General features: G+C 41.4%; 13 protein-coding genes. 12 read left to right on the top strand and 1 reads right to left on the bottom strand.

Going from position 1 to position 12,979, the window contains the following annotated elements; translation table 11 throughout:
* The first annotated feature begins 50 nt into the window (after window positions 1–50).
* From G414_RS0106570 to G414_RS0106560, 3 genes are all read left to right on the top strand, one after another.
* Complete coding sequence (locus G414_RS0106570; RefSeq protein ID WP_022792028.1) at window positions 51–806, top strand: helix-turn-helix domain-containing protein; 756 nt, start codon at window positions 51–53, stop codon at window positions 804–806.
* 175 nt (window positions 807–981) lie between these two features.
* Window positions 982–1,515 (top strand): biotin transporter BioY, encoded by a 534-nt coding sequence (locus tag G414_RS0106565; protein ID WP_022792027.1) that lies wholly within the window; start codon window positions 982–984, stop codon window positions 1,513–1,515.
* 113 nt (window positions 1,516–1,628) lie between these two features.
* Window positions 1,629–2,141, top strand: a complete 513-nt coding sequence (locus G414_RS0106560) for an SA1002 family membrane protein (protein WP_027694586.1) — start codon at window positions 1,629–1,631, stop codon at window positions 2,139–2,141.
* Between the two features lie 39 nt (window positions 2,142–2,180).
* On the opposite strand, the gene G414_RS0106555 is transcribed toward G414_RS0106560, so the two are convergent.
* Window positions 2,181–3,182: a YeiH family protein gene (locus G414_RS0106555; RefSeq protein WP_022792025.1), complete on the bottom strand. Its 1,002-nt coding sequence runs from the start codon at window positions 3,180–3,182 to the stop codon at window positions 2,181–2,183.
* Between the two features lie 124 nt (window positions 3,183–3,306).
* Between G414_RS0106555 and G414_RS0106550 the strand changes: the two genes are divergently transcribed.
* The 9 genes from G414_RS0106550 to G414_RS0106510 all read left to right on the top strand — a co-directional run bounded on the left by G414_RS0106550 (window position 3,307) and on the right by G414_RS0106510 (window position 12,956).
* Window positions 3,307–4,128, top strand: coding sequence for a LysR family transcriptional regulator (locus G414_RS0106550; RefSeq protein WP_022792024.1), 822 nt, complete (start codon window positions 3,307–3,309; stop codon window positions 4,126–4,128).
* 363 nt (window positions 4,129–4,491) lie between these two features.
* A complete protein-coding gene (locus G414_RS0106545; RefSeq protein ID WP_022792023.1) occupies window positions 4,492–5,331 on the top strand; it encodes a WxL domain-containing protein in 840 nt (279 codons plus the stop codon).
* A gap of 38 nt (window positions 5,332–5,369) precedes the next feature.
* Window positions 5,370–6,410: a WxLIP family cell surface protein gene (locus G414_RS0106540; protein ID WP_162138067.1), complete on the top strand. Its 1,041-nt coding sequence runs from the start codon at window positions 5,370–5,372 to the stop codon at window positions 6,408–6,410.
* Entirely contained in the window at window positions 6,394–6,831 is a 438-nt protein-coding gene (locus G414_RS0106535) for a hypothetical protein (RefSeq protein ID WP_022792021.1), read from the top strand. Before G414_RS0106540 ends, G414_RS0106535 begins: the two co-directional genes overlap by 17 nt.
* A gap of 103 nt (window positions 6,832–6,934) precedes the next feature.
* Window positions 6,935–8,986 (top strand): leucine-rich repeat domain-containing protein, encoded by a 2,052-nt coding sequence (locus tag G414_RS0106530; RefSeq protein WP_022792020.1) that lies wholly within the window; start codon window positions 6,935–6,937, stop codon window positions 8,984–8,986.
* A 163-nt stretch (window positions 8,987–9,149) separates the two neighbouring features.
* Window positions 9,150–10,097 carry a TerC family protein gene (locus tag G414_RS0106525; protein WP_022792019.1) on the top strand — a complete coding sequence of 316 codons (948 nt, stop codon included), beginning with the start codon at window positions 9,150–9,152 and terminating at the stop codon, window positions 10,095–10,097.
* A gap of 206 nt (window positions 10,098–10,303) precedes the next feature.
* A complete protein-coding gene (locus G414_RS07405; RefSeq protein ID WP_022792018.1) occupies window positions 10,304–11,155 on the top strand; it encodes a glycosyltransferase family 8 protein in 852 nt (283 codons plus the stop codon).
* A gap of 18 nt (window positions 11,156–11,173) precedes the next feature.
* A complete protein-coding gene (locus tag G414_RS0106515; RefSeq protein ID WP_022792017.1) occupies window positions 11,174–11,812 on the top strand; it encodes an HAD family hydrolase in 639 nt (212 codons plus the stop codon).
* Between the two features lie 88 nt (window positions 11,813–11,900).
* Window positions 11,901–12,956, top strand: a complete 1,056-nt coding sequence (locus G414_RS0106510) for a mechanosensitive ion channel family protein (RefSeq protein ID WP_022792016.1) — start codon at window positions 11,901–11,903, stop codon at window positions 12,954–12,956.
* Window positions 12,957–12,979 lie beyond the last annotated feature (23 nt).

The raw sequence follows: 12,979 nt of genomic DNA, 5'->3' as shown, positions 1-12,979 counted from the left end.
ATACGGTAAAAGATACCGAACCAGGCGAAAGTATGATGAGGTAAGCGTTAATGGAATATGGACCGGATAATAAACGGCAGGAAGACTTTTTTACGCAGTGGTTACACATATCTGATTTTGATTTATCCATTACACCAGCTTTTGCAGAACAGGCAGTACGTAATGGTATTGATTTAAAGGCTAAACATTTTGCGGTAGTCGTTGACCAGGCCCATTGGCCCAATCAAAAATTAAGTCGCTATGAATTTTCATTAGATCAACGGCGGCATGTCTACGTATTTTATGGTCAAGACCAGTTAGATGTTCTTTTAACAAGACTAGACAAGCAGGCCAAGATAGGCGTTAGTAACCGTCATTTTGATTTTTTTGGTGCAGTAACAGAGGCCCTCTTTGCGCTATGTTTTGTGAATTTGTCCTTGCAGACCTCATTAGTGAAATTTAACGAAGTAGCGCTATTTGAACCTATGTATGAATCAAATTTACGTTATTTAGACTTTGAAACACGGCTAGAAGAATTGGATTTTAATCAACGAGACCATGTCATGCTCAATACCCTGTGGGCTTATTTAACTGAGCAGTCAGGATTAAATACAGTCGCTAAAAATTTATCGGTTCACCGCCGGACGGTTGAATATCGTTTAAGTCGGATTCAAGAATTGGTTGACCTAAATCCACGCCAGACGGTTGATGCCAGCATACTTTTGGTATGTTGTCTCCGCCTGAAAACCAGACATCTGCCAATTCTGATGAATGAACTACGGGTATTATCAAATAGTATGTTGCCACGTGACTTAACTGCTCATTAGTTTAAAAAAAGGGCCTGTAGCACCTTATACAGGTCCTTTTTTGATTTAGGAAAGATTTCCTTAAGTTATCTTAGGGTTAGGGGCCTGGGCTTGCTTAAAATTGGTTAAGCATATTAACCTTGTTTCTATCATCTAAATAGGAAGTCAGATTGGAAGTTAAAAAGGAGACACAGACATGAAAGTTCGTACGCTAACGTTGGCGGCCCTGTTTACAGCACTCATCTCTGTGCTGGCGCCACTATCAATTCCGCTAGGACCAGTGCCATTAACGATGCAAACCTTGATTATTCCTTTAGTTGCATCGATTACAACCCGGCGCATTGCACTTTTAGCCACCAGTGGCTACCTCTTAATTGGTGTAGCGGGTATCCCAGTTTTTGCAGGATGGTCAGCTGGCTTAGCAGCTATTTTGGGACCAACTGGCGGTTACCTTTTAGCCATGTTGATCTTCCCAGTGATGATTGGAACTGGACTTACTTGGTCGCGGCATTGGTCGATGATGGTCATCACCAATTTAGTGGCAGCCGCCCTACAATTGACGTTGGGGTCGCTTTGGCTGATCTGGCAGACCGGGATGCCAATCCAACAAGGCCTAATGACTGGCTTAGTAGCCTTCTTAATTCCAATGGGGATTAAAGTCACGTTGGTTGTAGTGTTAGCAAAGAGTTTAAAGCAGGTACTGCCATTGCCAATTGGAACTGAATCCTAAGCACTAGGTAGCAAATCAACTAGCAGGTGGGTTGTTGCTTGAATTGTGTTAAGCTTAAGTAACTGGGAAAACAACGTTTAAATGATTTTTGAAAGAAGTAGGGATATGAGTTCATGGCAATGATAATTATTGCTGGTTTATTTTTGCTAATCGGATACTTAAGTGGTAGTTATAGTGACCGCTTTCTCTTTTTAAAAGCCAGTTTAGCTTTACTCGTTATGTTGGTGTTGGCATTTTTTGCCATTGTGATGGCTACTGTGATTAATTACCTAGTGGTGGTTAAACTATTAGGGCAGAATATGGATGCCTTTACTTTTGGAGTTATGGATATATTATTAGCTGGGGTTTTTAATTTTTTCTTTGTCCGCTTTGTTTTTCGGTTAACGCGTAATGATAGTACCTTAATTGAGCTAGAAGAATACTATATTCAATGGACGACCATCTTTTTTACCCTTTATCAGTTCTTTACTTCATCACCATCGAACATGGAAAATGTGCGTAAGTTGTCGCTTTCAACGCGGGTGCTTAATATTGATTTATTAAATATTATTATTTTGCCGGTGCTACTAGTTAGTTGGATTGCGATTGCGATGACAAAGGTTTATTTAAAGGATCATCATAGCTAATAAAAAGACCTAAGTTGGGTTAAACTTAGGTCTTTTTAGTTAAAAAATAAACATGATGAGTGTGACTGCTAGGAGAACCTGGATGGTGATAGTCACTAGCCCATAGGACAATAATTTAGCGCCAGAGGCTTTAATAACGGACCATTTAAGGTTAAGTCCGATGCCAGCTAGGTTAATGACGCTGAAAAAGGAAGTCACTGATTTAGCGCCAGCAACAATTGGTTGCGGAAACTGCACCAGACTACCTAAAAGCATGAGGATTAAGAAAACATAAATAAACCAGGGGACTAGTTTAAACCCATTGACTTGCACAGCAGGTTTGTTTTCCTTTGCTTCTTTAACTTGGACAAACTTAGCCATGCCTAAGACGACGATGAAGAGGCAGATAATGCGTAACATCTTGAAGAGGGTGGCATAGACAGTAACGGAACCGTTGACTAAGGAGGCGGCACCAATGACTTGACCCACTGATTGGAGGGTGCCGCCGATTAGGGCACCAACTAAAAGCGAGTGGTCCTGGTAGAGTAGTGGTCCTAGTACTGGGAGGACAAAGAGTAATACAATTCCAGAAAGGGAGACAATGGCTACTGAAGTCCGCCGTTGGTTGTCACTAGCTGATATTTTGGGTGCGACCGCAGCGATAGCACTGGAACCACAAACGGCATTACCAGCGGCCATGAGAAGGCCAGCTTTTAAATCGACTTTAAAGATTTTGCGCCCCACCCAGTAAACTAGCAAGATGGTTGCTATCATTTGTAACAGAATGAAAATAACACCACCGAGGCCAATTTTTTGAATCGTATGCAACGTAATTTGAAAGCCTAAGCAGGCAATGCCAATTTCGATTGGATACTTTTCTGCCCAGAGGACACCTGCTTGCCAGCGGTCTTGAGTGAAGACGAGATTTCCTAAAACTAGTCCGGCCAGTAGGGCAATGGATTCAGCACCTAGCTGGGGCAAAAAATGGCCTAGCACTAGAGACAAAAGGGATAAGAGGACCGTTAAAACTAGTCCAGCATATTGTTTTCGTGAAAGTTGCATTAGCTTTCTCCTTAATAAGTGGTATATTTACAGTAATTATTTTATCTGGTTGTTCCCGGATAAGTAAAATGAATTATAGATATCTTTTTAATTAAAAAAACTAATGGGATTAGAGGGTAACGTTATGTTTACGTTATTAGAGACATTTAATGCAGTCTATGAAACGCAAAGTTTTACCAAAGCCGCTGAGCATTTATTTGTATCACAACCCACGGTTACAATGCGGGTGAAAAAATTGGAGGCAGAGTTTCAAACGCCCTTATTTGAGCGGCGGTCAGGGCAGGATGTACTGCCAACGAATGCAGCTAAGATCTTGTATGACCAGTTAAACGCAATGAAAATTAATTGGGAGAAAATTAAAGCTGAAGTGATGCATGAAAAACACAAACGGCTACCCTTTAAAATTGTGACGTCAAACAGTACCGCTACTAGTATTTTGCCTAAACTATTGCAGCATTTACTCCCTTATTTACCCAAGTTGAAGATTTCAATTGAAATGCACAATTCTGCCAGTGCCTTCGCCCTGATTGCGAATCATGATGCCCAGCTGGGAATTATTGAGCGGCCATTGAGCGATCCGTTAGTGAATTCTTTTGTGCTAGCAAAGGATCAGTTAGTATTAGCGGGTGATCCAAGCCAAGGCGTTTTCTTTATTCGAGAAATAGGGTCTGGCGTGAATTACTACACCCAGCAGTACCTCCGCAATCATGCCATAAAGCCTGACCACATAATTACGGTAAACAATAATGATATTATTATTGCGCAGCTCAGGGCGGGTCTCGGCCAATCCGTAATCTCTGATAAGTTTGTGACCTCAGATATGGCGGTGAGGGATCTAGGACCGGATTTTGTCCGGGACTTTTACGGTATTATGTATGCTCAAGAAAAGGATCCACTCATTTTAGAAATTGTTGACCATATTAGACAAGCCCTGCCATTGCCCTAATAGAGAGGGCTGGTTGGTTAATGATGGTCTATGAAAACTAGTGGTTTTTTAAAGAATTGCTTCCCAGCGAGGGGGCAATTCCTTTTGCTTATAGGTCTAATAAGTTTTTTTAATAGGAGAGGGCTTTAACTGGCAAGTACCCTACGTTTGCCTTGCTTTATATATGCAAAGGCAATCATATTAGATGGTCAAAAACTAGTTTTAAGACAAAAATGGTTATGGTGATTAATAATTGCACAGATATCATATTAGTTTATAATAGTAAACATAGGCGACTGTGGTGTTCAGTATCTAAAGGAGTCGTTGATTATTATTACTTACTGGTGTCTAGCCGGTAAATCGAGTATGGAGGAGTTTTATATTATGCGTAATGTTAAATTACTAAGTGCAGCTGTTTTGGCAACCACTGCTTTGGGGACAGCTTTACCAGTTGTAGCTAACGCTGCCGATGTTGCTAACTACAACACCACTGCGGGAGTTACCTTTACACCCAACACGGATAAGGTGGATCCGGTAAGTCCAGACCCAGATGAAAATGGTAAACCAGGTACAATAGATCCTAATAACCCAGTAGTCCCTGTAGATCCTGATGATCCTAATGACAAGAATCCGGTTGATCCTGATAAGGGTACTCAAGGGCCCCTATCAATTGACTATGTATCTGACTTTAATTTTGGAAAGCAAAAGATTTCTTCAAAAGATATGACTTACTTTGCTAAAGCTCAAAAGTTTGTCGATGATACTAAGCCACATGTTTTGTATGCGCAAGTAACTGATAACCGTGGTACAGGTCAAGGTTGGCAGTTAAATGTCAAGCAAGACGCAGAATTTAAGACGGCTGATGGCACAAACACATTGACAGGTGCTCAAATTGCTATTAAGGGTATGAATACAGCTACGCAAGATGGTAGTGCGGCCGGTCAAGTGCTTGCAGGTGCAGCCGATACACAATTGAAAGTTGGAGCGAACGTTCTGGCTATGAATGCCCCTGTTGACGCTGGTCAAGGAACATGGGTTGACCGTTTTGGTGCTGATACTGACCTAAAAAATGAAGCTGATACCAATGAAGATGGTGGTGCACGTGACGTAGATCAGGCCGTAACTCTATCTGTACCTGGTAAGTCAAATAAAATTGCTGATCAAAAGTACTCAACAAGTTTGACATGGACTTTGTCAGATACACCTGCTAACCCAGTTGCTTAATTAGACGGGAGTGGTGAACGGTGAAGATGGCAAAGAAAATGTGTAAACGATTAGGCTTAGTAGTTGCTGCTATGCTGGGAATGTTCAGCTTGCAAGGGCTACTTCCTAGTTATGCAAGTGAATTACCTTTTGCTGTCGAGCCAGCAACTCCAGCTAATCAAGTTAATCAGAAGGCTACTTATTTTGATTTAAAGTTAAAGCCGGGAGCTAAGCAGACGGTTTATGTTAACCTGCGTAATGATACTAAGGATGTAGTTGAAGTTGGCAATACGGTCGGACGGGCTTACACGAATACAGCCGGTGTTGTTCAATATGATAGTGTCAATAAAAAAGACTTAAAAACACGTATGGATGCAAGTTATAAAAAGCAAGGAGACTTGTTAGACATTGTAACTATGCCAAAGTCGATTACTATCCGACCACATTCCTCAGTTAAGGTGCCAATTGATATTCACATGCCAGAAAATGCTTTTAAAGGGGTGTTAGCCGGTGGGATTACTTTCCAGCAGACCAACGTGAAAGAGCAGAAACAAACGGCAGGTGCAAATGTCGTAAACCGGTATGCCTACACAGTTGGAATGGTTTTGCAAAATGACACAGCTAAGGTTAAGCCGGTGTTGAAACTTGGTAAGACGGCGGTAGCTCAATTAAACTATCGCACGGCTTTTATTGCTGACATCCACAATACAAAGCCCACCTTTGTGAATGGAGTTACCTTGACTGGTAAAATTTTTCGGGCTGGAAGTGATAAGGTTTTGTATGAGGTGAAAGCTGATAAGAAAAATGCTAAGCAGCTTGCCCCAAATAGTATCTATCGCCTACCAATTCCGTTAAATGGTGATCGTTTAAAGCCCGGTCGCTATCGTGTTGAAATTAAGATGGATGCCAATGACGGTCACTGGAAGTTTTCAAAGACATTCACTGTGGCTAAGTCAGAAGCGGAGCGCTTAAACAAGCGTGATGTGACGGTACACACAATTGCGTGGTGGGTTTGGTTAATTATTGCGCTGGTGGTTGTCCTGATAAGTGGTACTTTCTACTATCTGTGGAGGAGGCATAAACGTGAAAAAAATGATTAAGTGTTTATGTGCAATCTTAACAGTGACTACATTAGGGTTAGTAGTTCCGTTGGATGCCTATGCGCAAGCACCGGTATCACCAGATAATCCGAACATTGAAGTAGTTCCAGCTAAGAGTACTGTGACGGTTTCATTTAGTGATTCAGCAAAGATGGACAGTGGTCAAACAGAGAATGACAATCAAATTGGTGAAAATCAGGGTGGTCAAGTATCTGATAAACAGACGACTACGGTTGCGTCTCCAACTGATGGGATAACTGACACGGCTGAGGTCAAGCAGGTTGCTAATTCTGGTGTAAGCTTACCCGACACGGGAGAAGATACGCAAAAGGCAGCTACCATTTCTGTTTTAGGACTCTCTATGTTAATTGCTCTGGCATTGATGGGCCTGCAACATTTACGGACGGATAAAAATAAGTAGTTAGATTAAGAGATTATGAATAGGTCAGTTGCCTAAGTGCTATGAAGCATCTATTGGTAACTGACCTTTTTATTTAAAGTCGTTGAAGAAAGGAGGGGAAAAGATGGTGAAAAAAATTTGGTTGGCTCTATGTGTAGTTTTGGCAGTGGTAATGATGTCGACAGTTGCAAGCCCAGTCCAGGCGGCAATTTTAGCTGAGCCAAGAAAGATTAGCGAAATTTTCCCAGACGATAATTTTGCCCAAACAGTAGCTAATTGGTGGACAAATGGGAATGTTGATGCCGAAGTGAATCAAAATTACTTTGATGGATATAAGGACAAACCACTGTACTTGGCCGGAAAAGGTATCTCTAATCTTGAAGGAATTCAGTATTTCAACAATCCAACTGGATTAGATTTGAGAGACAATAACATAAGTGATTTAGGACCGATTGGGAAAGGAAATTTCACTAAAATTACTTATGTTGATTTACTTAATAATAAAGTTTCCTCTTTGGTACCGCTAGCTACCTCAGGGATGAACCCAACTGGTTTTTTGGGATTTGAAAACAATCAATTAGGGTCCTTAGAGGGGATTGAAAACATGACGAATCTAACATCTATTAGTATTCAAGACCAGAGTAATACTAGTGGTAATCAAGTTTCGGACCTGAATCCCCTGGCTAATTTAACGAAGTTACAAAAAATTTGGGCTAAAGATAATGCGATAACATCTTTGAAACCCTTAGCTAATTTGAATGCCTTACAGGAGGCTTACTTTGAAAATAATAAGCTAGCCTCAATTGATGGTATGCAGGGGAAAATAAATTTAATCAAGTTTAGTGTGATGAATAATCAAGTTGTGGACCTAGACCCACTAGTAGATGCAACTAGGTTACAAAATTTGTTTGTGCGGTATAACCATATTGAATCAATTTCAGTGTTGAATAAGCTGCCTGATTTGATTCAACTTGATGCAACCCATAATCGTATTTCTGATATTAGTGCGATTAATTTTGTCCACCAAGATGATCCTAATCCGGCCTTAGCCTTGTCGTATCAAGACATTATCTTGCCTGAACAAAGCTATACGACAGGAACCCCCTTGCTAGTCAAAAATAGTATCAGGGGATTACAGGAAGAAGGGATTTTACCACCGGCGACCTTCCCGGGTTCAAGTAAAATTACGGGAGTTGGTAATGATGAAATGTATCAAGTTGATCCCATGACTGCTTTACAGAGCGGTAGTTATGACGCAAATACTGAAACTGTTGCGTTTGATTTAAGTACAGGTGCTAAAAAGGCTTTTTATACCTTTAATAGTACGTCAAAGCATGATGGTAATTTTTCTGGTATTGTGACCATTCCGTTGACAGAGGAATTTAGTAAAACTAATTTATCTTGGGAAGATACAGCGGATAAAGCGATAACCAATAAAACGTTACCGCCCCTTGATTATAATGATCGTGGGGTAAATACTAAATTCTACTGGAAGGATACCGACCCAAATAAGACCTTGGCCTTTAAGTTAACTGACAAAGAGGGTAATGAAGTAGCGCCTTTAGCTTCAGTTGAGACTGGTGATGGTGACAAGACCGGGCAGTATATTGCCCACGACCTGCAAATTCCAGCTGATAAGTTGACCTATGGTTCACAAACCTTCACTGTAACGGTCTATGATGTGACTGGCGGAGCCAACCATGAAGTTGATCATATCACCTTGGTAGTTGATGTTACGGGTGCCTTACGGTTTGTCTCAGCTCCAGCAGCTTTAGATGGTGGGGAAAATAAGATTATCTCTGGTACCATTCAAAAGCGTCTGGAAAAGGCGACGGGTGACGAACCTTTAGTAGTAACCGATTCACGACAAACTAAAGCTCCTTGGGCCTTAGGCTTGCAAATTGATCAACCCTTTACGGCAGCAGGTGTTGTCTACAATACGCAGTTGCCAGGTGTCTTGAATTACCTACAAAATGGGGTACCAACCATGGTGCCAGATGGTAATGACATGACCCAGGTTTATCAACAGGTAACGCCAGTCAACGAACGCAATATTTCAGATGATTGGAATGCAACCAATGGTCCAGCAGTCATTGTGCCAGGAACTAAGGTATCTGCTGTTAAATACAGTGCCACCTTAACCTGGACTTTGATGGATACTCCTTTGAATGAATAGAACGGTAAAGAAAGAGCAGACAATGGGAGGTCTGTTCTTTTTTTATAGAAATGTTTATGATGTGAACTATATTTAAGTTAGCGTTAAGCTTCACTGCCAACAATGAAAAGGTTAGGAATAATTGTAGAGATTCCTTGTGCATGTAAATGAAAGACGAGAGTTAATGACAGTTAGTATTGGGTATTGGATAGTTTTTTTTGTGTTTGTTGTGGTCATGTTGGGGTTGGACCTAGGGGTTGTGCATCGTAAGGATGAAGTGCCAACCATGAAATCGGCCTTGTTGGAAACTGGATTTTGGGTCCTACTGGCTTTTATCTTTTGCGGTATTATTTGGGTGACCGCTGGTCAAGGGCATGCCATTGACTTTTTAACCGGCTACCTATTAGAAGAGTCCTTGAGTATTGATAATCTCTTTATCTTTATTTTAGTCTTTGCCTTCTTTGGGATTAAGCCACAGTATCAACACCGGGTTCTTTTTTGGGGGATCTTTGGGGCTTTGGTTATGCGCCTACTCTTCATTATCGGTGGAGCAGCCCTGTTACAACGTTTTGCTTGGTTGATGTACGTCTTTGGGGCCTTCTTGATTTATACTGGTGTCAGCATGTTCTTTAAAAAGGACCAAGAGCAAGATTTAGACCAGAATAAATTTATTCGATTCTTGCGCCGCATCTTACCGGTTAAAGATGATGTGCAACAGCCGCACTTCTTGGTGCATGAAAATGGTAAGACCTATGTAACGCAATTCTTGTTGGCCTTGATCTTTATTGAAGCGTCAGACTTGATGTTTGCTACCGATTCGATCCCAGCCGTTTTGGCGGTAACTCAGGATACCTTTATTGTAGTTACGTCAAATATTTTTGCCATTATGGGCCTGCGGTCATTGTATTTTGCCATTGCTGGTTTATTGCCAATGTTCCGCTACATCAAGTATGGTATTGCTGGGATTTTAACCTTTATTGGCTTAAAGATGGTCTTAAACGAAGTGGGCAAGATGTTTGGCTTGCCCCTTGAAATTTCAAATCTTACTTCATTAGGGGTAATTGTTGGCCTGTTGATTATTTCCATTGGTGCCTCAGTGATTGTTAGTCGAAATGAAGAACACACACATTGACACTAGTTCACATTTTTAAATAAGGAAGCCTTTGGTCATTGGCCAGAGGCTTTTTTATTAAGGTTTTTCTGGAATTTACCTTGGTCTCTCTAAATTCAAGATAAATTCCGTTAAGCTAGCAGTATAAACTGTTTCTGACTCAGCAAGGTAGCTTGAGCCTGCAGACCCCTGGACTAAGTGGGACGATAGGTGAGGACCAAGATAAGATGCAAATTAATTTATTATTTTCGATTGATGATCACTTTACTAACCAATTGATGACGACAATCTATTCGATTTACTTGAACTCCAGACAAAATAACCACTACACGGTTTATGTTGTTCAAGAGACACAACTTAAGCGACATGTAGAATTAACCGCCTTTTTTAATTACTTAGGTATTGACTATGTGCCCATTATTTTAGGGGCTAATGCATTTAAGGGAGCACCAGTATCCAGCCGGTATCCAAGGGCAATCTATTACCGGTTATTAGCCCATGAATACTTGCCCACAGATATAGATAAAATTCTTTATTTAGATGCTGATATTCTCTGCATTAACGATCTGAGTTCCCTTTACGAGCAGGATATTTCGGACTATCTGTATGCGGCAGCAATGCATACGGACATGTTAAAGTTGACCGGTCCGATTAATAAAATCCGTTTAGATAGTGATGTGGATTATTATTTCAATTCTGGGGTTCTGTTAATGAATTTGAACAAGATTCGTCAGGAAGTCAGTGCCGAAGATATCTTTAACTTTATCCGAGAGTATCGTCATCAGTTGCTTTTGCCAGACCAGGATGTATTGAATAAGTTGTATGGTGAAAATATGTTGCCCGTTTCGGATGCCCTTTACAACTATGATGTGCGTAAGGACTTTACGTATCAGATGCAGGGTGAGGGGCAGTGGTCCTTGGATTGGGTACTAGCTAACACAGTCTTTTTGCATTTTTGTGGTACGAAGAAACCTTGGTTGACGGATGCTACTACTAAATATGCAACGCTTTATAAGTATATTCGTCAGCAACTAGAGAAGCTCCTTGCCAGTCAGGCAATTGATCTTGTGACCGATTAGACCGATTAGGAGGATGAAATGCGTAATTATATTTTTGATTTTGATGGAACGATAGCTGACTCAGGTCAGGTAGCCATTCAGGCAACTCAGCAAGCTTTTGCCCAACATTTCTTACCTGTACCAGCAGCAGAGCTTGTCCAGGGATACATTGGACTACCAATCGAGGTTTTCTTCAAGGACCTACTACCAGATCAGTCCCAAAATGAGGCTGAATTTAATAGCTTGTTAGAGTCTTTTCGCCGTATTTACCAGGACTTATCTGGACAGTTAAAACTCTTTCCTGGCATGGCAGAGGTTTTGGCAACCCTAGCTTCAGAAGGAAAACAACTATTTATTGATACCAGCAAGTCATCAGCTGGCATTGAACGTGACTTACAAAGCTTGGAAATCAGTCATTATTTTACCGGTGTGTTAGGATCTGATGACGTCGCCGCCTACAAACCGGCACCGGCAGGCATTCATCAGTTAATGGCGACTTATGACTTAAATCCGGCAGAGACAGTTATGATTGGTGATACTAAATATGATATTGCGATGGGGAAGGCCGCTGGCGTTCGGACTTGTGGTGTTACCTGGGGTGAGCAGGATCGACAACTGGTTGCCTCAGCTGGTCCTGACTATTTAATCGACCAGCGGCAAGACTTGCTCACACTTTAGGTCTGATTGTTTTGGGGTAACCTTAAAAAGTTCATTGGCTTAGATTGTATTATATGCTTTGGATAACGAAGGGGTGAGGGATTAAAGAATGGTAAATAGATTAATTCATTGGGCGATGACGCAATTTGATTGGTTGACGGTGGGTGAAGCTTTAGCAGCCATTGGTGTTACCTGGTTGGTTGGACACTACTTCGTCCGCTGGCTTTTTGCTAAGTTAGTACCCAGATTGGGGCGCTGGTCCTTACTAGCTAATTTAGTCCAGGCGCTGCGGGGACCTGCACAATGGTTTGTGTTTGCTAGCGGCTGGTACTTGGCCTTATATGCCTTGCATGCGCCACGATTCGTCTTTATTTTAGGCAATCGCATGGTTGCGACAATCATGATGCTAAGCTTTGGCTATGCCCTCTATCAACTAATGCCACACTTTATGCACCTGGTAGATCGAGCTGGCAACCGCTTAGACGTGAAGGTGGACAATTTAGTGGGGCCTTTTCTAACGCATATTGGCCAAGCATGTATGGTAGTATTGATTTTTTTCATTATTTTATCTATCTGGGGGATTAATCTAAGTGGGCTCTTTGCTGGTGTTGGGCTGGCCGGCTTAGCTGTCTCAATGGCGGCTCAGGACCAAATTCGAAATTTGCTGGGTGGTTTTATTATTATTACGGAACGTCCTTTTTCAATTGGTGATAAAATTCAGTCACCATCGGTGTTTGGGATTGTAGAAGATATTACTTTTCGTTCGACTCGATTGCGAACCTTAGATGGAACATTATTAGTAGTTCCTAATGCAACCTTGGCCAATGAGCCGATTACTGATATTAGCCGGGTAAAAATTCCACGGGCCAATGTGACTTTCACCTTGGCTAGTGACACAACACAGCCAGAACTTGATCAACTATTTAAAAAAATGATGGCTTTTTTAAAGCAGAATTGGCGTTTTGATGATACCAAGATGGCCTATCAAATTATGGTAACGGGTTTAACAGTGCAAGGAGTGGCTATCCAGGTCATTGCACCTATGTCTGACCGGGGGGCTGATGACTTTTTTGGTTCTACGACGGATTTAAATATCGCATTGTTAGATTTGATTGAAGAGTTGGGAATAAAATTGGCTGCTTATCCAGCCATAGCAGACAAGTAGACAGTAAAAACCGAATCAAACGA

Source organism: Weissella halotolerans DSM 20190, from assembly GCF_000420365.1.
In the GTDB taxonomy this organism is placed as follows: Bacteria; Bacillota; Bacilli; order Lactobacillales; family Lactobacillaceae; genus Weissella; species Weissella halotolerans.
This window is presented reverse-complemented; position numbering and strand designations above follow the sequence as displayed.

Coding starts and splice junctions, on each gene's coding strand:
- G414_RS0106570 (WP_022792028.1), top strand. CDS start 51: ATGGAATATGGACCGGATAATAAACGGCAGGAAGACTTTTTTACGCAG.
- G414_RS0106545 (WP_022792023.1), top strand. CDS start 4,492: ATGCGTAATGTTAAATTACTAAGTGCAGCTGTTTTGGCAACCACTGCT.
- G414_RS0106550 (WP_022792024.1), top strand. CDS start 3,307: ATGTTTACGTTATTAGAGACATTTAATGCAGTCTATGAAACGCAAAGT.
- G414_RS0106525 (WP_022792019.1), top strand. CDS start 9,150: ATGACAGTTAGTATTGGGTATTGGATAGTTTTTTTTGTGTTTGTTGTG.
- G414_RS0106530 (WP_022792020.1), top strand. CDS start 6,935: ATGGTGAAAAAAATTTGGTTGGCTCTATGTGTAGTTTTGGCAGTGGTA.
- G414_RS0106510 (WP_022792016.1), top strand. CDS start 11,901: ATGGTAAATAGATTAATTCATTGGGCGATGACGCAATTTGATTGGTTG.
- G414_RS0106565 (WP_022792027.1), top strand. CDS start 982: ATGAAAGTTCGTACGCTAACGTTGGCGGCCCTGTTTACAGCACTCATC.
- G414_RS0106515 (WP_022792017.1), top strand. CDS start 11,174: ATGCGTAATTATATTTTTGATTTTGATGGAACGATAGCTGACTCAGGT.
- G414_RS0106555 (WP_022792025.1), bottom strand. CDS start 3,182: ATGCAACTTTCACGAAAACAATATGCTGGACTAGTTTTAACGGTCCTC.
- G414_RS0106560 (WP_027694586.1), top strand. CDS start 1,629: ATGGCAATGATAATTATTGCTGGTTTATTTTTGCTAATCGGATACTTA.
- G414_RS07405 (WP_022792018.1), top strand. CDS start 10,304: ATGCAAATTAATTTATTATTTTCGATTGATGATCACTTTACTAACCAA.
- G414_RS0106540 (WP_162138067.1), top strand. CDS start 5,370: ATGTGTAAACGATTAGGCTTAGTAGTTGCTGCTATGCTGGGAATGTTC.